Source organism: Hyphomicrobium facile (assembly GCF_900116175.1).
Lineage (GTDB): Bacteria > Pseudomonadota > Alphaproteobacteria > Rhizobiales > Hyphomicrobiaceae > Hyphomicrobium_B > Hyphomicrobium_B facile.
Window position 1 is genome coordinate 363,184 of sequence record NZ_FPCH01000002.1, and the last position, 18,947, is coordinate 382,130.

The 18,947-nt window shown below is 58.4% G+C and carries 16 protein-coding genes and 1 tRNA gene; 4 read left to right on the forward strand and 13 right to left on the reverse strand.

Features of this window, described 5'->3' with window-relative positions; genetic code table 11:
* Positions 1 to 15: 15 nt before the first annotated feature.
* From BM399_RS08755 to BM399_RS08775, 5 genes are all read right to left on the reverse strand, one after another.
* Complete coding sequence (locus BM399_RS08755) at positions 16 to 231, reverse strand: hypothetical protein (RefSeq protein WP_143111388.1); 216 nt, start codon at positions 229 to 231, stop codon at positions 16 to 18.
* A 537-nt stretch (positions 232 to 768) separates the two neighbouring features.
* The gene (locus tag BM399_RS08760) at positions 769 to 1,830 is read right to left on the reverse strand and encodes an RNA-binding domain-containing protein (RefSeq protein WP_092867161.1); all 1,062 of its coding nucleotides are present in this window, start codon (positions 1,828 to 1,830) and stop codon (positions 769 to 771) included.
* A gap of 12 nt (positions 1,831 to 1,842) precedes the next feature.
* A complete protein-coding gene (locus BM399_RS08765) occupies positions 1,843 to 5,862 on the reverse strand; it encodes an XRE family transcriptional regulator (RefSeq protein ID WP_092867163.1) in 4,020 nt (1,339 codons plus the stop codon).
* Positions 5,863 to 6,083: 221 nt separating this feature from the next.
* Positions 6,084 to 6,161, reverse strand: a tRNA-Pro gene (locus BM399_RS08770).
* 210 nt (positions 6,162 to 6,371) lie between these two features.
* Positions 6,372 to 7,403: an alpha/beta fold hydrolase gene (locus tag BM399_RS08775; protein ID WP_244531167.1), complete on the reverse strand. Its 1,032-nt coding sequence runs from the start codon at positions 7,401 to 7,403 to the stop codon at positions 6,372 to 6,374.
* A 302-nt stretch (positions 7,404 to 7,705) separates the two neighbouring features.
* On the opposite strand from BM399_RS08775, the gene BM399_RS08780 reads away from it, so the two are divergent.
* Both BM399_RS08780 and BM399_RS08785 read left to right on the forward strand, forming a co-directional pair.
* Positions 7,706 to 9,064, forward strand: coding sequence for an APC family permease (locus tag BM399_RS08780; protein WP_092867165.1), 1,359 nt, complete (start codon positions 7,706 to 7,708; stop codon positions 9,062 to 9,064).
* A gap of 8 nt (positions 9,065 to 9,072) precedes the next feature.
* Positions 9,073 to 10,362: a hypothetical protein gene (locus BM399_RS08785; protein ID WP_092867167.1), complete on the forward strand. Its 1,290-nt coding sequence runs from the start codon at positions 9,073 to 9,075 to the stop codon at positions 10,360 to 10,362.
* Between the two features lie 28 nt (positions 10,363 to 10,390).
* Here BM399_RS08785 and BM399_RS08790 read toward each other — a convergent pair whose 3' ends face one another.
* From BM399_RS08790 to BM399_RS08820, 7 genes are all read right to left on the reverse strand, one after another.
* Positions 10,391 to 11,167 carry a 4'-phosphopantetheinyl transferase family protein gene (locus BM399_RS08790; RefSeq protein WP_244531168.1) on the reverse strand — a complete coding sequence of 259 codons (777 nt, stop codon included), beginning with the start codon at positions 11,165 to 11,167 and terminating at the stop codon, positions 10,391 to 10,393.
* Positions 11,151 to 11,678, reverse strand: a complete 528-nt coding sequence (locus BM399_RS08795; RefSeq protein ID WP_092867169.1) for a MerR family transcriptional regulator — start codon at positions 11,676 to 11,678, stop codon at positions 11,151 to 11,153. Before BM399_RS08795 ends, BM399_RS08790 begins: the two co-directional genes overlap by 17 nt.
* 73 nt (positions 11,679 to 11,751) lie before the next feature.
* Entirely contained in the window at positions 11,752 to 12,057 is a 306-nt protein-coding gene (locus BM399_RS08800) for an integration host factor subunit alpha (RefSeq protein ID WP_092868132.1), read from the reverse strand.
* Between the two features lie 127 nt (positions 12,058 to 12,184).
* Positions 12,185 to 13,162: a beta-ketoacyl-ACP synthase III gene (locus tag BM399_RS08805; protein WP_092867171.1), complete on the reverse strand. Its 978-nt coding sequence runs from the start codon at positions 13,160 to 13,162 to the stop codon at positions 12,185 to 12,187.
* 2 nt (positions 13,163 to 13,164) lie between these two features.
* Positions 13,165 to 14,250, reverse strand: a complete 1,086-nt coding sequence (gene plsX / locus BM399_RS08810; protein WP_092867173.1) for a phosphate acyltransferase PlsX — start codon at positions 14,248 to 14,250, stop codon at positions 13,165 to 13,167.
* A 209-nt stretch (positions 14,251 to 14,459) separates the two neighbouring features.
* Positions 14,460 to 14,978: a YceD family protein gene (locus BM399_RS08815; RefSeq protein WP_092867175.1), complete on the reverse strand. Its 519-nt coding sequence runs from the start codon at positions 14,976 to 14,978 to the stop codon at positions 14,460 to 14,462.
* On the reverse strand, positions 14,975 to 15,583 hold the full coding sequence (locus tag BM399_RS08820) for a ubiquinol-cytochrome C chaperone family protein (protein WP_092867177.1): 609 nt from the start codon (positions 15,581 to 15,583) through the stop codon (positions 14,975 to 14,977). The genes BM399_RS08815 and BM399_RS08820 overlap by 4 nt, the downstream gene beginning before the upstream one ends.
* A 152-nt stretch (positions 15,584 to 15,735) precedes the next feature.
* On the opposite strand from BM399_RS08820, the gene BM399_RS08825 reads away from it, so the two are divergent.
* Both BM399_RS08825 and BM399_RS08830 read left to right on the forward strand, forming a co-directional pair.
* Positions 15,736 to 16,212: an outer membrane protein assembly factor BamE gene (locus BM399_RS08825; protein ID WP_092868133.1), complete on the forward strand. Its 477-nt coding sequence runs from the start codon at positions 15,736 to 15,738 to the stop codon at positions 16,210 to 16,212.
* Between the two features lie 199 nt (positions 16,213 to 16,411).
* Entirely contained in the window at positions 16,412 to 16,666 is a 255-nt protein-coding gene (locus tag BM399_RS08830; protein WP_092867179.1) for a hypothetical protein, read from the forward strand.
* An 89-nt stretch (positions 16,667 to 16,755) separates the two neighbouring features.
* Here BM399_RS08830 and BM399_RS08835 read toward each other — a convergent pair whose 3' ends face one another.
* Entirely contained in the window at positions 16,756 to 18,912 is a 2,157-nt protein-coding gene (locus tag BM399_RS08835; protein ID WP_092867181.1) for a sodium-translocating pyrophosphatase, read from the reverse strand.
* Between the last annotated feature and the right edge of the window lie 35 nt (positions 18,913 to 18,947).

Below are 18,947 nucleotides of genomic sequence, written 5' to 3' on the forward strand. Positions count from 1 at the left end.
AGTCGATCACGTCGGCTAGTTGGGACGGCGATTTGCAGCGACTCGTCGAGCAAGCTCCGCAAACATTCGCTCTTCGGCTTTTATCGCTCGCTTTTCATCTCGCTTCGCTTTCGCAGGCTTGCACGCTTCCACTATTTGCTTTGGATCGAGCTTGAGATAGCGATGCGTCTCTGATGTCGCGATTTCGAGCGCGATATCGATGCTCTTCCGGCGAGGAGCTGCGGCCTTCATTTCTTGAAAGACTTCCACAATCTGTGCGCCAATCTCTCTCGCGCGCGCCCTTCTCATTCCTCTACAGGTTCCTGGCAGTGATCCGGGAGGACCCCCGCTACGATTGGCCCGCAATTTTTTAAAGCCTGGAACGCGCAATACCGCGAGGGCTAAGAGCGCCGCACCGTCGTCTGTGACTTCAAGAAACTTGTAGAGTTCCGAAATTCTAGCTTCAGCACTGACGCCTTTGGGCGCCCCCCGAAGACCGATGGGGACGTTCCTCAGGTTTCGTCCAATGACATCGGTCACTAGGAGTTCGATCAAGGCGTCACGATCTGCCGAGACGCCGAAGTGTCGCTTTAGTTCTGGGATTTTAGTTTGAGGTGACTCACCGGGCCGCAGTGGGCGCGAGAGTGTACCAGGATATACCACACGCTTTAACTTGCTCACGGTAAGGCACTCAATACTGAACATTCAGATCGGCCTGAGCGCTAACCCAAAATCCGTCCGGTTCAAATTGAATTAAGGATTTAACCTAACATGTTGAGGTTATTTCTTTTACCCGGTCGTGTCGGATTCCCCGTACCGATGCTTTGACTGAAACGGCTGACGGGAGTTTATCACCCATTTAGCCATTTGTTCCATCTCGCTCCGCTTGAGCATGAATTCCGCTTCGGTGAGAGGTACGTTCTCGCAACCAAATGCGGCCTTCACAGTTACGGGAGGCAGGTCGCGCCATCGCACGAGTTCTCCTCCCTCGTTGAACCTAATAAAAACTTCGTTCTGCTTCATCTTCACGTGAAAAATAAAACGCACCACAGCAATTTCGACACTCGGATGAATTGCAAAGCCTGAACCAGCTTGAACGCCAATCTTGCAGTTGCTCGCAGCATCGATGGCGTCGAATTGCATTGACGCTCCATGAACGGGAATGAGAGATGTTTCGGGCCGGACCAGCAGGTACGCCTGCTTGGCCGAGACTGTACCGTCATTGCCCAAGGTAAGAAATAACGAGGAAAGGTGCTCCGCTCCATCGCTTGATCCTGCTATGCCTCCGGGCCGGAGTATATAACCGAGAGAAAGCCTCGGTGATCGTTGGACACGGATCATGTCGCGCACTTGAAAATCAACCATCACACGATTGGAGGCACCGGCTCTCTGAAAGTATTTCTGATGACCGGGAGCCATGCTCATGTGTGGTCGAAATTTCGATTCGGGAACCTGAATTGCGACCACGCCTGAATTCGATCCCTCAGCCTGCAATATGGCCATTACTTTGATACCGCCGTGCGGGGGACTCAGTATCTCCGGCACGATTGATTTTATCTTGCTCGCAAACGACACAGCATCATTAAGAGGTTGGGGTTTGTCCGCTCGGTCGATATCGGATTCGCCTTTCTTATCTTCGATGCCGAAGATCAAGACGCCCCCAACGGCATTTGACAGCGCCGATAAACTTTCTCCCAGGCTCTTTCTATCATCGCGGGTTGCCTCCGCGTTTTCGGGGTCTCTCCTTCCTCTTGAATTCGAGCGTTTGACCTTCCTCCACGCCATCGACGCAGATTCGCTCGACGGCTGCCCAGCCCTGTTGCACCAAAACGTCCCAAATCTCCATTTCATCCACCTGTCGAATCAAATGTCGTCGAGTCTTTCATCCTCGCGCCGTTTGAGATCGATGGCATCGCGAGCGTATTTTGCCAGACCCTCGTAAAACTCGTAACCAGCGGAGAAGCGTGAGATCGTGCTCAATGCTTTTTCAGCATCCTCAAGCATATCAACATCGCGCTTAAATGGCTGGCCGGGCGATCCAGATCGCATCCCTGAAATTGCTGCCCCATACAGATAGCTGATCACACGCCGATAACATTCCTCGCCGAATTGACGAGATCGAGTGAGCAAGTGAATTACGAACTCTTGGTCTTTCAACACGACCGAGGCCGGTCCTTCACCTATGATACGACCTATGGCCTCAAGCTCATGTTGGTTAGCGGTGTTGGATAAATGCCGGAGAACGCCAACGAGCTGATCGTCGAAAGGCGTAAATATTGTTCCGAACAGCTCGGCCGACCGAGTACGAAAAATCAAATCGTCCGTAGTCCGCTCAAAAAGCCAAGTAACAACGCGAGACAGGATTTTTGGAAAATCGTCGGATTGACGAAACTTCAGAGGTATATGCCCGTAAGGTCCATGATTGCACGGTCGAAAATCCCAACTAACAACCTTCGCCGCATGATCGACTCTTCTGATGAAGAATTCGACGCATTCCAACCCGTGCTGCTTCGACGCTTCGGCAAGGAATTCTTCGATCCAATGTCCCTCTAGCTCTTTCAAGACTTCCAATTTACTGAGAAGCCTTTTCACATCCTCGTCAGTTAAGCTCTCGAACATGTTGACTCGATCAAAGCGGAGAAGCATCAGCGCCTGATCGGCAATGTTCGCAGTGACCGAGATATTTCCACTTACCACCAAGTCTAAAACCGTTCTGGGTTCGTGGATCATTCCACGCAGGGCGGCTATTCCACTTGCGACCACATGCGGCTGTTCAGACGCCAATAGCTTGCGGACATGTTCCACCGCCTCGTTGCCAAAGGACCGCGTCGCGGGCGAAAAACAGTAAGCATAACCGACTGCCGATTGTTTTTTGGGGTCGTCAGAAGCCAGAAAATTTTCTACAGCATCCCTGGCCTTTGCAGGCTCTTCAACCATGAGCTCACTGAGCGCGATATCAACGTGGCGGTCGATAACATCTTCGCTGGGCGCCGACGCGACGTGCCGCACGATGGCTTCAGCGAATTTCGGGTTTTTTCGACAGAGTACGACCAAAAAAGGTCGGGGCGCCGAGTCAACATCGTCGGAGTGGCGCGCAATGTCTTGCAACATTGTATTCACGAATGCTCGCAGCTCATCTCCCGAAGGGTACGCTTCGGTCAATTCGATTGATAAATTCTCTTGCTCTTTGGAATTGCTCTCGTGGTCATCGGAAACGTTATCCGACATCTTTTTGAGCAGATGGCCGTAGCCATCCACGAGAACTCTCGTTGTTCGAAATTCTATGGTGCTGGGGAGGACCGAGAAGAGTTTTTTTGCTCCAATCGCGGGCGTCCCGTCCCCGTAGTGAGCGTGCCAAGAAACCGCGTCCGCAATTTCTAGCAAGACGACGGGCGAGAGGTTTTTTGTTCGTATCAAAGCCGCTAATTTCGCCATTGTCTCGGAGAATTCTCTATCCCACTCAACGCGGCTCAACGAATTTCGCGGGTAACGCAATGCTTCGTGCAGAAGGCGTGCTGCCAGAAATCCGGCCCGAGGCAGATCGGACCGAGCCAATAGCGAAAGCGTTGCCCTTATCAGCTTTGAACGGATTGGCCTAACAAAGGTAAGATTGACGCTGAATTGTTCGAGTGTCATGGAGCGACCGCCCCACGATGTAACGTGCCCGTCCGGTTCAAAAATAGATTTCAAAAAATCAAAGGGCGTATACTTGTGAGACCAGGAGTCAGGCTTTTCGAGTAGGGAAAAACCAAATTTGGCGACTGCTTCGATGAAAGCACGAGGCTTGTCTGGCTTTACTTCACAGAGTTCGCTGAGAATTCTTATTGGATGTTCGGGATGCGGATTAGTCTCGCGATCATCGCGCGTCGCGAGTTCCCATAAGCATTCGCAAGCTGGTGTGACATGTTCGAGGTTGTATGCGACGAAGCGGAGTATTTCCGCTACGTGCCGACTGAAACGGCGCTCTCTTATTAATTTTGTGGCAAGAGAAAGAGCCCGCATCGGCTGATAGAAAGCGACAGCTTCCACGGCCTTCAAATGCGGATCGTGATATTCGTACTGGGGCTTGAGCTTATCCCATACTCCATCAAGCAATTTACTCTGCGACGGATTCCCATCGCTCCGCCGCCAGTCCAATCGCCCCAAATTCACGATTAGTCGCTCAAGCGAAGGCGAATTGTCCACCGCGTCGAAAACCCGTTCAGCATAGCCCGTTGAGCGACCCTCTGCCGCCACGCATTCTCTTTCGATTATAGCGTCCGCAAGCAGATCGGGTGACAGTCGATATAGACCGCCGCGTTTGAAGAGCACTCCTCCATCTATTATTACGCGGATCAATCTCGCGGTCTCATTCCTTTCGATGCCTTCCAAGTTTTCGACGGTTTCGAGAAGACGCGTGTCTTCAATATTGAGCGGCTGAACGAGAGCAAATACCCGCAATAACTTCCTGATGGCCGCCTCGTCGCTCTTGGCCCCGATTGAGCCAGCAGCGACTTTGTAAAAACTTGCCACCAAAGTATCGCGAAATGCCTTGGCGTTCTTCACCAACTCGACATGACGATGATCGCTGGATACGACCAGAGAGGCCATGACTGTCGAGAGCGGACAGTCGAGAGTGATCTTCGCTATAGGTTCTGCGGCGGTCGCTGGGCCGTTTCGGTCGCGCAAGACCTGATGCGCCAAGGCAATCGAGTCTTTCAATCCGAGAGGCTGCAAGTGAACATCGACAGTCTTTTTATCAACAATCCCAAAACGGCTCGCTTGATGTTGGATAAGGTCTGCGCCATACGGACGAGACGCGAGTAGTAGTCGGGTTCGATGTTGAGGATCAGCCGCGTACTGGAGAACCAGACTCAGATCGCTTCGGTCATGACAATCGTCAATTATGAGAAGTTTTTCGTCATCACCTAAAGAATCTAGGCTTTTGGAAGTCGGCTCTTCGGCAACGGATAGAAAGCGAATTAGAACACCCTTCCGGCGCGCTTTAAACTTTTTGACCGCCTCGCGTAACAACCGCGTTTTACCGAAACCACCCGCGCCGATGAGACGGATGATCTTGACTTCGGGCTGCTCTAAGTAGTCGCAGAGTTGATGAAACTCTTGTTCACGGCCGACCAACTCCCAGTCGTGCCCGAACGCTCCCTTTTTTCCAAGAAATGGCGCAAAAAATTCTTCCGTGCTCATCCAGGGACTTGGATCGGTTTCGCCGAGCAAAGCGAAACGAAGGTGCGGAAAAAAAATATCGACGATGCGACGCTGGTTGTCTTTTGTTAGCTGGCGGACATGACGGGAAATGTCGTCCTTGTCCCAAATCTCCCAATCGTTGTGACAATCGATGGCTTGGCGAGCCTGCGGACTCGCGATACGTGCCAGCAGAATTATTTTTTTCCCAGCGGTGCGCTTGTACTTGCCCACCGCCGTGTGGACCTTTTGGGGTCCAAATTCTTGCTCTCGCTTGCATTGAAAATCCCAGACGTGGCCCTCAGGAAATTTTACCTCGACATCTGCACCTTCTTGAGTGTGCCCTTTGCTTCCTAGCCGATGAACTGTCGCGTCAGGATAACGATGCTCTAGCAGCGTAGCGCTGAATTTCTCAAAGCTCTCTTCGTCCAACGCTTCGAGCGGAAACGGCTTGTCGAAGGAAACGGTGACAAGCTTTTGCGGCGCATAGCCCGCTGCGGCTAAAACTTCGTCGCTATCGACACCCAGCGCCGATGCCAAAGCTGGGATTTGGGTCACGCGCGGGCGGGACTCACCGCGTTCCCACCGACTAATCGTCTGTTGTGCGGCTCCAATTCGTTGAGCGAGATCAGCTTGTTGCGGAAACCCCGCAGAGGTGCGCCAACCCGCCAAGGACCGTCCGAATTCGACGTAAGTCGCCATAACATACCCAAAAAAAGATTCTCTGATCTCATACTCTAATTATGAGTACGTCTTTTTTATGATATGGTTAACTGTTCGCCTGCGGTTCAATTTGCAACCGTCCCAGCGTCACTACGAGGAGAAGTTTGGAGCGAAAAAAGCGTGTCCCCGGCGTGTCCCCGGCGCACGACGTCATTGCGCCGATTTTACCACACAACAAATCATTGATTTTAATTTAAAAATGGTCGGAGCGAGAGGATTTGAACCTCCGACCCCCAGTCCCCCAGACTGGTGCGCTAACCAGGCTGCGCTACGCTCCGATTTGGAAATCTCGATGGCTCCAGCCTGAACTTCGCGTCAGGAGGGCCACCCGGTCGATCTGGCCGGTCGATCTCGGCGTTGGGTACCCGGAACACTCCCCCCCGTCAAGGAGGATGTACCGCGCGGGCGCGTATCTTGGCTAATCGGGCCCGTGATCACGTTGTGCAGATCGGTTGCACAGGGCGGCGGACCGCGTGAAACCTCGGCTCTCAACGCCGGTATTCGGGCAATCGCTTCAAGATATCGATGATCGGGTTCTCGACCCAGGCATGGGTCACGAGATCGCGGTGGCGGACGTCGCCTCCCGGAACCACGGCAACGCCGCCGGTTGCGAGGCGGTTGTTTATCTCGGGGCTGACGTCGACGTCGTGGGCCGCGAGAATGTTTTCGAACCGGGCGTTCTGGTTGCGCGTCGAGCCGAGATAGACGCTGACGAAGAAGGCCGACGGATCCGCCTCTATCCAACGCGCGAACTTGTCGAGATCGCCATAGAGTGAATCGAGAAGAACGACGCCGCGAACGCGCTTCTTCAAACCGCCGCGCTCGATCGCGGAAGCCGCCGCCACGTATCCCCCGCTATAGGCGACGATGATGACCGGCATGCTCGCAAAGGTGCGGAGCGATTTGCGATCGCCGTGCATGCGCGCAAGCTGCTGTCCGGCCTCGCCGATGAAACGCCCGAAGACGCCGGGCTGCCAGAATTTGCCGGCGCTCGAATCCGCCGCATCGACCGCAAGCTGAGGGGCAACAAGAACGACATTGGCGTTGGATGCCGAGATCTGATCCGGAACTTTCTGGCGCTCGAGAACGTCGCGTTGAAGCGTTGCCCCGTGGCCGTGAAAGAAGACCATCATCAATGCGGGGCGGCGAATATCGAAGCCCTTCGGAATGTGCAGCAGCACACGATTATCGTTGTAGGTCTGGTCTTCCCAATAGACGCGCCCCGATCCCGTGCGATGACCTTTGCGGCCGCCTTCATCGACATTCAGAAACGGTGCAGCGGAGCCCGGCATCGTTCCATGATATGGAAAGGGCGCGGTATCGAACGGCACAAGGCTCGTCTTTGCGGCCTTGGTCGGGCCGCTTCTCGATTTCACTTCAGTCTTGGAAGGCGCGACTGGATGCTTGCCCGTCTTGCTCGCTGCGCCAGCATCCGAAACATTCAGCGTCCAAGCGACGCTTGCGCCGAGAGCTTGCGCAAGAAATTTCCGTCGCCCGTCGTTTATTGCCGCCGGCGCCATGCGCTCGACACTCCGTCGTCGTTCATTAGAGTTGCGTTTACCCTCGCACAGAAGAGTCAGCCACGATTCGCCCACGAATTGACGTGTGGCTGTAAAGTCCAAAGTTGTTCAATTCGTGGGATGCGCCCGCCCGAATGCCATAGGGATGACGTTATGCTGCACTTGGCGAATCCACGAACAGGTTCTTACGCGCAACGCGCTAGATGTATTTTAGCAACGCGGATTCAACATGTTCTGTCAGCAGTTGTTGCTGTGCATCCGAGTCAATACTGTCCACGAGTCGGCCACGGTTAAGCTCTTTCATGACATCTGCCGCCAGCATCCGCGCACCGTCCTCGATGGGTTCCGGTCTCGATATCCGGACAGTCTCCACGGTCACCGCCACCGCCCTCGCCGTTGCCGATATGATCGGCATCGGTGTTTTCACTAGCCTTGGCTTTCAGGTCGCAAGCATTCCCTCGGCGTTCTCGGTGCTGTTGCTCTGGATCGTCGGCGGCGTTGCGGCGCTTTGTGGCGCCCTCGCCTACGCGGAATTGGCTGCGGCGTTTCCGCGGTCAGGCGGGGAATACAATTTCCTCTCGCGCATCTATCATCCGGCTGTCGGCTTTCTCGCAGGATGGATATCCGCGACAGTCGGGTTCTCGGCCCCGATCGCGCTCGCGGCGATGGCTTTCGGCGTCTACTTCAAAGCGATCTCGCCCGATATTCCGCCGCTTTTTCTCGGGCTCGCCGTCGTCTGGATCGTGACCGCCGTGCATCTCAGCGGCATCAAGCACTCCAGCAAATTCCAGAACATCTCGACGCTGATCAAAATCGCGCTCATCGTTGCGCTGATCATCGCCGGGCTCGCCTACGGAACGCCACAGCCCATTTCCTTCGCCCCCTCGGCCGACGACTGGACCTATGTTGCGAGCGCGCCGTTCGCGGTCAGCCTCGTCTTCGTCATGTATGCCTACTCCGGCTGGAACGCTGCGACCTATATCGCTGGCGAGATTCGCGAGCCTTCCGTCAGTTTGCCGCGCTCGATCGTTGCCGCGACTTTGATCGTCATCGCAGGCTATGTCGCTCTCAATGCGGTGTTCCTCTACACGACGCCGATTTCGGCCATGGCCGGGCAGATCGACGTCGCGCTGGTCGCCGGCAAACACATTTTCGGCGAGTTCGGCGGCCGGATCGTCGGAGGGCTGATCTGCATCGGCCTCATTTCTTCGATCAGCGCCATGACGTGGATCGGACCTCGCGTCACGATGGCGATGGGCAAAGACCATGGGCTGCTGCAGGCGCTTTCGCGCACGACGAGCGATGGCGTTCCCAAAACCGCAATTCTGTTGCAGCTCGGCATCGTCACTGTGCTGCTCATGACGCAGAGCTTTGAGGCGGTTCTCGACACGATCCAGTTCAGCCTCACGCTTTGCTCTTTCCTGGCCGTGCTCGGCGTCATCGTGCTGCGCTGGACCGAGCCCGGTCTACCCCGCCCCTACCGGACCTGGGGTTATCCGGTGACGCCGTTTATCTTCCTCGGTGTGACCGCTTTCATGATGTACTACCTCGTTGTCGAGCGTCCTCTGCAGTCGCTGGCAGGTCTTGCCATCATGCTGACGGGTTTGGCCGTTTATGCCTTTTCGCAACGGCGTTCGTTGATTGGTGCAAGACCTCAATAGGACCAAACATGGCTAGAATGCGCGTCTCCGTTGCGATCGCCGCCGTCATGGCTGTTGCCTTCGCAATCCTTCCCGTTTCCGCGCAGGCCGAGCCGAGCGCCAGTATCAACGATACGGCCCGTTTCATCGCCGGGTTGCAGCCGTCGGAGGGCTCGCCCCTTACGGCGTACACGAACGAAGGGTACTGGAAGCAGTACGCTCGCAGTTTCGACGAGGCTTGGGCCGGACTCGAGCGGCGCCAGCTGTCGAAGATCCGCACCATGGTTGCGCGCGATTTCAACAACCCTCAGCCGGTGCTGTTCTATCTCTTCAGCGGGCCGGACTTTCTCTATGCGGACGCATTCTTTCCGTCGGCCGACACTTATGTGATGGCGGGTCTGGAGCCTCCGGGCCAGATCCCGGATCTGCGCAAGTTTTCCCGCGGCGAGATCGCGAGCTCGCTCCGGGACCTTCGCTCGTCGTTGAGCTCGGTGCTGAGCTACAGCTTCTTCCAGACGAAATTCATGCGCGTCGATTTCAGCCGCGCCAAGCTCAACGGCACGCTGCCTGTGCTGATGACCTTCCTGGCGCGCTCCGGCAAGACGATCTACGACATCTCGCTGTTCGATCTGCAGAGCGACGGCACGCTGCATCCCGTCGAAGAGAACATCGCGAACGCCACGGGCCGCGGCGCGAAAATCGTATTCTCGGACGCCAATGTCGGCAAGAAGCGCACGATCTACTACTTCAGCACGGACTTGTCCGACGGCGGCATCAAGAACAGCGGGTTTCTCACCTTCTGTGACACGCTCGGACATGGCGACAGCTTCTTGAAGAGCGCGTCGTATCTGATGCACTCGGATAATTTCTCGACGGTGCGCGACTTCCTGCTTTCGCACAGCGTTTCGCTGCTCGAAGATGACTCAGGCATCCCCATACGTTTCTTCGCGCAAGGCTGGCAGCTTCATCCGTACGGCCGTTACGTGGGGCCCATCAGCCTCTTCGGCGGCCAATATCAGGCGAAGCTCAAGGACGTTTTCGCAAAGGGGAACGCGAAGCCGATCGATTTCAGCCTCGGCTACCGCTGGAGGCCGACGGAGTCGAACATCCTGCTCGCCGTCAAAGATCCGTCCGCAACGGCTTTCGAGGTTGCTCCGGCGACGGGCAAGCAGAGCGCGTCGGATTCCGAGACCGGTTCGGTAACGAAGGCGAAGGCTGAGTCCAAGTCCGATACTCCCGCCCGGCAACGCAGCCGGCACAACCGGGAGCAGAAGACGGTCAGCAATCCGTGGCCGAAGCTATTCGGCTACGCTCCCTGATCGCGGATCACGTTCCGGACGCTGGCCGTCATTTGCCTCTTATGAACCCGACGAGGTTATCGGCGGGGAACGCAAGCACGTCTATTCTTTCAGGAAGACGTTGGGCTGCGACTGCCGCAACGAAGTGATCTCCGACGACGAGATCCCTGATCTCGAGATCAAATCCTGAACCTTGCGCGCGGGCCGTACGACTGCCTCCAACGACGCCCTGCTCCGTCAGCAATCGGCCGATACCCGAGCCAAGAGCCTTGGCGGCAGCTTCAAGGCGGACCCACGCCACGATCACGTCGGTGTTGGATGCCGGCGACAATGCCTGTTCAGCTCCCATGCGTTGGGCGGCACTCACGATCCGCTGGCGCCGGTCATCTGACATACGGATGCGGCGTTCCTTTCGCTCGAGGTCGACGCCGGGCTGCATGTCTTTCGAGACGACGATGAGTGCGGCTCCGCCGGTGTGCGAGACGTTGAAATGTGGAGCTCCGGCAAGCCTCGGACGGCCGCCGGTCTCGATCTCGAAATTCAATCTCCGGAGGGCTTGGCCCCCAGCGCGCTCAAGCGCGATGCGGGTGGCAATGCGCGTTGCACGCCAGAGCCGCGCTGCCTCGCGATCGGCCATGGCGCTCGCGCGCTCGTTGTCGGATGGGGAAAGCCGGGGCGTCGCCTCTTCCTCGGCTTCGAGGAGCGCCGCCGATTTGACGAGGTCGACGAAGAATACCTCGAGATCGTAGAGGGCCTCGTGGGGGCCCTCGTGATGAGCGGGCATGTCCGTTTGCACCGCGGGGCGAAGCTTATGAACGTCCTGCACGCGGCTTCTTCAGATCGTCGGCACTATCCGTTGCGTTGAGCGGCTGGCCGAGGAGAATGGCGCGCGCGATTTCGAGTTCGCGCATTGCAGCCAGAATCTGAACTTTGACCGGCACGACGGTTTTCTCGGGTCCTTTGTTTTCGGGTTGTGCGGCCGTTGCCGTCGCTCGCGCTACGGGCTTCCTTCCGCGCTTGCGGCTCGCCGGTTCGGCCGGAGCCGCCGCGGCCTGCGCCGCCGCAACCCGGTGAGCCGCGGCCTTGACCTGCTCGACGCCGTGTTCGCGGAGGATCTTCTGGACGCCGCGTATCGTGTATCCTTCAGCATGAAGCAGCGCGCGGATGCCCCGCAGCAGCTCCATATCCTCAGGCCGATAGTAACGCCGGCCGCCGCCGCGCTTCATCGGGCGGATTTGTGGGAAACGTCCTTCCCAAAAGCGCAGAACATGCTTCGGAATCTGCAGCTCGTCGGCCACTTCTCCGATCGTGCGAAACGCCTCCGCAGACTTGTTCATGGAATCGTGCCCTCGCGAGTACCGTAGCTACGAACGATTGAACGCTCAGTTGCGTCGCGATGCAATCGGATCTCTAGCGCTTCGCGTGACCCTTGTTGATACGGTCCTTCATGATGTTCGATGGACGGAACACCAAGACGCGCCGCGGCGTGATCGGAACTTCCTCGCCGGTTTTGGGATTGCGTCCGACCCGTTCGCCTTTTTGGCGAATGCCGAAGGATCCGAAGGACGAAAGCTTAACCGCATCGCCTTCCGCCAAGCTTCCCGAAATCTCATCCAGCACACGCTCAACGAGATCCTGGCTCTCGTTGCGCGGCAACCCCACTTTCTCGACGACGGCTTCAGCAAGATCTGCCCGCGTCAAAGTCTTGCCCGCCATTTTGTTCTCCCAGCCGAACATTCGTTCTGACCGGTTATGGTAGCGGCGGTTGGTCGCGGGGTCAACGGGAGGGGCTAACAAGCGACTGAAAAATCACGACTTTCTACGCTGCAACGCAGCATTTTCATTACCAGCGGGCAAGCACGGCGCCCCAGGTAAAGCCGCCACCCATGGCTTCCATCAGGACCAGGCTGCCTTCCTTAACCCTGTGGGCTTCGAAGGCGTCATTGAGAGCCAATGGGATGGATGCCGCCGACGTATTGCCGTGCTTGTCGAGCGTAATCACGATCTTCTCGGGCGCGACGCCCAGCTTTTTCGCGATACCGTCGAGAATGCGCTTGTTGGCCTGGTGGGGAATGTAGAGATCGATCTCGTCGGCGGCGTAGCCTGTTTCGACGAGCGTTTCTTCGATGACGCCCGAGATCTTCTGGACTGCGTGCCGGAAAACCTCGCGGCCATTCATGCGGAGGTGGCCAACGGTTTTCGTCGATCCGGGGCCGCCGTCGACGTAGAGCAAATCCTCGAAGCGGCCGTCCGACCGAATTCTCGTCGAAAGAATACCCCTGTCGTCGTTGGTTCCGTGCTGCGGCTGCGCCTCGAGCACGACCGCGCCGGCGCCGTCGCCGAATAGAACGCACGTTGAACGATCTGACCAATCGAGAATGCGCGAGAACGTTTCGGCGCCGATGACGAGCGCGCGCTTCGATTGCCCGAGTTTCAGAAAGTTGTCGGCAACGGTCATAGCGTAGACGAAGCCCGAGCACACCGCCTGTACGTCGAAGGCGGCGCCCTTCGTGACGCCGAGCATTGATTGGATTCGGACTGCCGTTGCCGGGAAGGTGCGGTCGGGGGTCGCCGTTGCGCAGACGATGAGGTCGATGTCGACGGGATCGATCCCTGCCCGGACCAATGCCTGCTTGGCCGCGGCCGCGCCGAGGTCGGACGTCAACTCATTTTCATCGGCGATGTGGCGGCAGACGATGCCGGATCGTTCCTGTATCCAGCTGTCGCTCGTATCGACGATTTTTGCGAGGTCGTCATTGGTCACGATGCGCTTCGGCAAATGTGCACCGACGCCGCGAATGACAGAACGAAGGACTGCCAAATCTATGCCTTTCCGAGTGGGCTGCCTGTTGCGCTCTGCGGCTGCGAACCGCCGGCAGCGCCCGAAAGCCTATGATGAAAAACGTCGATATCCGCCGTGAGGCGCGCGATCAAACCGGAATCGGCCATCTCGTAAGCAAGATCCACCGCGCTCGCAAATCCAAAGGCGTCCGTGCCGCCATGGCTCTTCACCGCAATACCGTTGAGGCCCAGGAACGTGCCGCCGTTGACGCGCCTCGGGTCCATCTTTTCTTTCAGCACGCGGAAGCCGCCTTGCGCCAGAAAGGCGCCAATCTTGCTCAGCACCGAACTCGTCATGGCGGCGCGGAGATAGCTGCTGATCTGCTTTGCCGTGCCTTCCGCGGTTTTCAAGGCGATGTTGCCTGCAAAGCCTTCCACGACAATGACATCGACCGTGCCGCGGCCGATCTGATCGCCTTCGACAAAGCCCTTGTATTCGAGCGGCAGGGCATCGATCGACTTCAGCAGCGCGTGCGCGGCCTTGACGTCCTCGTTACCCTTCATCTCTTCGGTGCCGACGTTCAAGAGGCCGACGGACGGCCGCTCGATATGGAATACGGCGCGCGCCATCGCGGCGCCCATCAGCGAAAAATCGGCAAGCTGGCCGGCTGTCGCGCCGATATTGGCGCCGACATCGAGGACGATGCATTCTGATTTGATGGTCGGCCAAATGGCGGCGATTGCCGGGCGTTCAATGCCGGCGATCGGCCGAAGCACGAGCTTCGCGATGGCCATCAGGGCGCCGGTGTTGCCTGCCGAGACCGCAGCATCCGCCTCGCCGGTCTTCACGGCTTCGAGCGGCAGCCACATGCTGGAGCCCTTGCCACGCCGCAAGGCTTGGCTCGGCTTCTCGTGCATCGCGATCACATGATCCGTGTGCACGATACGCGCCTTTGCCCTGAGCGCGGGATGTCGCGCGATCGCTGCTTCGATGCGCGGCTGGTCGCCATAGAAGATGAAGCTCAGCGCAGGCTGGCGCTCCAGGGACAATGCCGCCCCGGGGACAACAACCTCCGGACCGTGATCGCCACCCATTGCGTCCAGCGCGATAGTCTTTGGACTCGCCATTCTTGATTGCCGTTGAAGCCGTATTGGCACTGAGGAGGTGCCAGACCCGGCATTGGTCTTATATTTCCCCGAAATCCGGCGAGACCATAGCCTTTTGGAGCCCGCCCACAAGGCGAAATCGCGCCTCGTGACAGAAGCACTCATATCCCCCGGTTTTGGCTTGACTTTTTATCCACTTCGGCTGTCTCCCGCGCCGAAGCAGGGATACTTCAGCCGGGTGGCTTCAGCTTGGACAAAGCCGCGAAGGGGCTCACCTTTTCGGGGTCCTTGGCCTTCGGGTCCTCCCAATTGAACTCGGCGTCCGGACGGCGCGGATAGGGGTCGAGTGACGCGGACAATGTCTCGTAGACGATCCGGCCTACCGGAATGATGCCGTGCTCCAGCACTTCGATGTCGGTGCCTTCGAGGATCGAAGCTTCCTCTTCGTCATCCTTGACGTCGACGGCCGGAAAGAACTCGACCTCGTAGTCCGCGTTCACCTTGCCGCTCACGGGCTCGAGCGACACAACGCACGCCTGCTCGACGTTCGCCGTGATCCTGCCGCGCAGCCGGTAGCCGTTTCCGGCTATCGCATTGATGCGATAGTTCGTGGAAAGGCTGGCGACCTTCAGGATATCGAGAGCCTGCGCAACGGCCTGAAGCTCGGCCGCCGTCGCCTCGCGGTCGCGTTCCAATCCGCTGGCCGGAATATCCGTCGCCTTTTCGATCCAATTCAGTTGGTCAGTCACGTCATCGATACCTTGTGTTTTGATGTGGCGGCCGCAAGCAGCCGGCTCGCCATTCCTGCATTGACGAATTCGCCGAATGCGTGATCGGCGAGAGCGGATGAAGCGGCTTGCATGTAGTGCGCAAGTCCGGCTGCGCCCTCTCCCCGCTCGACGGAATTCGCAAAGACATAGCCGCGGAGGCTCTTGGTCAGTCGCGGAGCGCCTGGCTCAGCCTGGGCTAGATTCTGGGCCAGATCCTGGGCCAGATCCTCAATCAGATCTTGGCGATAGATCGAAGCGCGCTCGTAGAAGGCCGCCGCTGCCCGCTTAACCTTCTTCGGCACCGTTAGATCCCCGACCCCCATCTCGCGCATGCAGTCGTCCATATCAATGACGAAAGTTTCTATCGTGCGCCGCGCGAGCGCTTCGGCGTCGGCCCCCTTCCCGCGCAGAACCTCGAGCGCCAGAAAAAGGTGGAGCGCGACCAGCTCGAACCTGCCTTCTGGTGTGTCCGGAACACCGAGGGCACCGTAAAAATCCGGCTGCCGCGCCGCGGCCACGACGTTGCCATAAAGCTCTTCTGCTTTGCGGCTGGTTTCGGCCCGTTGCCTTAGCCATCGCAACATAATCGGATTCCTTGGTTAGCAGCACGAGCAGAGCAAATGTCTGGGGATCATGCCGTGCGGCCACGTGGGCGCGCAGTTGCCGGCTTTTGACGCACAATCTAAACACACGGCGGCGAGAGGGCGAAGAGATTCGCGCCAGAATGAAAGTTCAAATGAAAAAGCACGGCCATTCAAGTGAGCTACTCAAGGCGATCCTTCGCTCAGGCTTACTGGCGTCAACCGTCATCCTGGCGGCGTGTGGCAGTCCGACGATCACCAAGCACGGCCAGCAGTTCCGTGCCACAGACTTGCAGTCCGTTCAGCCCGGAATGAGCCAGGACCAAGTGCGCACATCGCTCGGCACTCCGGCGACCACGGCGGTCGTCGGCGACGGGCGCGCCTTCTACTATATATCGAGCACCGACAGCCAGAAGTCGTTTTTCCTTCCGACCGAGACCGACCGGCAAGTCGTCGCGGTCTATTTCAACCAGGGCGGCACCGTCGACAGTATTGCGAATTACGGCCTGAAAGACGGAAAGATCTTCGATTTCGTCAGCCGCAAAACACCGGCTCCTGGCGGCAAAGACGAAGGCATCCTGAAGCAATTGTTCCGGAACCTCGGCAAGCAACAGCTCTTCGGCGGCGGCTAACCGGATATTTACTCTACCTGATCTCGCGATCGGATGATCTCGCCCATCGTCGCCTATCGTTCCGGGCGCGGCGACTGCTATATATTCTTTCCTCACAGCGGCGGTGCGCTTGCAACGGCACCGCGGAAGACGCAGATCAACCGTGGTTCGGGCGGCTCGTTCCAGGTCGGCCCTCAACGCAACAGCGCAGGGATAACACATGACCGAACACATCGAAGTTGGCTTCATGGCTTTCCTGGTTGACGGCAAGGACGGCATCGGCGCCGTCCGCGAAGTCACCCCCACATCGCTCGTCATCTACGTGGAGAACGCAGGCGAGTTCGTCATACCGCGCTCGGCGGTGAAGGATGTCCACTCGGGAAAGGTGCTTCTGAAGCCTTCGCTTCTCGACAAGCGCTTTCTCAAAGCCATCGGGCACGTGCACGACAGCGAAGACCCGAAGCTGGTCGGCTGATCTCCGCTTAAGCGACGGCCGGCGAACGGATACGAAAAAGGCCCCGAAGCGAGCTCCGGGGCCTTCATCATTTCAAAGCGCTTTGCCGATTACCAGTGCGCGAGCACGGCGAGCAGCAGGAGCGCCACGATGTTGGTGATCTTGATCGCCGGGTTGACGGCTGGACCGGCGGTATCCTTGTAGGGATCGCCGACCGTATCGCCGGTAACGGATGCCTTGTGGGCTTCCGAACCCTTCATGTGCTTGACCCCGTCCTTGTCGACGAAGCCGTCTTCGAAGCTCTTCTTCGCGTTGTCCCAGGCGCCGCCGCCCGACGTCATCGAGATGGCGACGAAGATGCCGGTCACGATGACGCCCAACAGCATCGCACCGACCGCGGAGAACGCCGCGCCCTTACCCGCAATCGCGTTGACGACGACGAACAGCACTATCGGCGAGAGCACAGGCAGCAACGACGGTACGACCATTTCCTTGATCGCCGCACGCGTCAGCAAGTCGACGGCGCGTGCGTAGTCGGGCTTCGAGGTACCTTTCATGATCCCCGGGTTCGCCTTGAACTGGCGGCGTACCTCTTCGACGATCGAGCCCGCTGCGCGGCCAACGGCCGTCATCGCGAGGCCGCCGAACAGGAAGGGGATGAGACCGCCGAGCAGAAGACCCGCGACGACGTAGGGATTGTCGAGGCCGAAGTTCACCTGCACGTCCTTGAAGAACTGATAGCTCGTCGCGCCGGGAGCGTTGCCCTCGGCGATGAAGTGCTGCAGGTCGTAGTTGTAGGCCGCGAAGAGCACGAGAGCGCCGAGACCGGCCGAGCCGATCGCGTAGCCTTTCGTAACGGCCTTCGTGGTGTTGCCGACGGCGTCGAGCGCGTCGGTCGAACGGCGCACTTCCTTCGGCAGACCGGCCATCTCGGCGATGCCGCCGGCGTTGTCCGTTACGGGACCGAAGGCGTCGAGCGCAACGATCATGCCGGCAAGGCCGAGCATCGTCGTCGTCGCGATCGCCGTGCCGAACAGGCCGCCGAGCTTGTAGGTCGCGATGATGGCCGCCACGATTGCGATCGTCGGCAGTGCGCAGGCTTCGAGAGAGACCGCAAGGCCCTGGATGACGTTCGTGCCGTGGCCGGTGACGGACGCCTGACTGATCGACCGAACCGGTCGATAACCGATGCCCGTGTAGTATTCCGTGATCCAGACGATGAGGCCCGTGAGGCCCAAGCCGACGATACCGCAGAGGAACAGGTTCCAGCCGGAGATCGTCTGACCGGCCGCGGTGCCGACGTCTCCGAAGCCGCCGAGCACGTATTCGGTCGCTGCCCAGAGTCCGGCGATCGACAAGACCGCCGAGGCAATGACGCCGCGATAGAGGGCACCCATGATCGAGCCATTGGTGCCGAGCTTCACGAAGTAGGTACCGATGATCGAGGTCACGATGCAGGCCGCGCAAATAGCGAGCGGGTAAAGCATCAACACCGCGAGATTCTGCTGGCCGGCAAAGAAGATCGCTGCCAACACCATCGTGGCGACGACGGTCACGGCGTAGGTCTCGAAGAGGTCCGCCGCCATGCCTGCGCAGTCACCCACGTTGTCACCGACGTTGTCGGCAATGGTTGCGGGATTGCGCGGGTCGTCTTCCGGAATGCCGGCCTCGACCTTGCCGACGAGATCGCCGCCGACGTCAGCGCCTTTTGTAAAGATGCCGCCGCCGAGACGTGCGAAGATCGAAATGAGCGATGCGCCGAAGCCCAGCGAGACAAGCGCGTCGACGACGTCGCGGCTACCTGGCTCCTTGCCGAGACCGGCTGTGAGGAACGCGTAGTAGACGGCAACACCCAGCAACGCCAAGCCCGCAACCAAAAGGCCGGTGATCGCACCGGCCTTGAAGGCGATGTCGAGGCCCTTGGCGAGCGAGACCGTCGCCGCCTGGGCGGTTCGAACGTTGGCCCGCACAGAAACGTTCATGCCGATGAAGCCCGCGAGGCCCGACAGGACCGCGCCAATCAAAAATCCAAATGCCTGAAGCGGCCCGAGAAGCAGCCACGCCAATACGAAGATGGCCACGCCGACGATGCCAATCGTGCGGTACTGTCTATTGAGATAGGCTTGTGCACCTTCGCGCACGGCTGCAGCGATTTCCTGCATCCGGGCATTGCCCTGGTCGGCGCTCATCACCGTGCGGGCTGTTATGAATGCATAGAGGATCGACAGCGCCCCGCAGGCGATGATCCCCCAAAGTATATTGCTCATTGAGTGGTCCCTTTTAGCACGCTTCCATCGAGGTC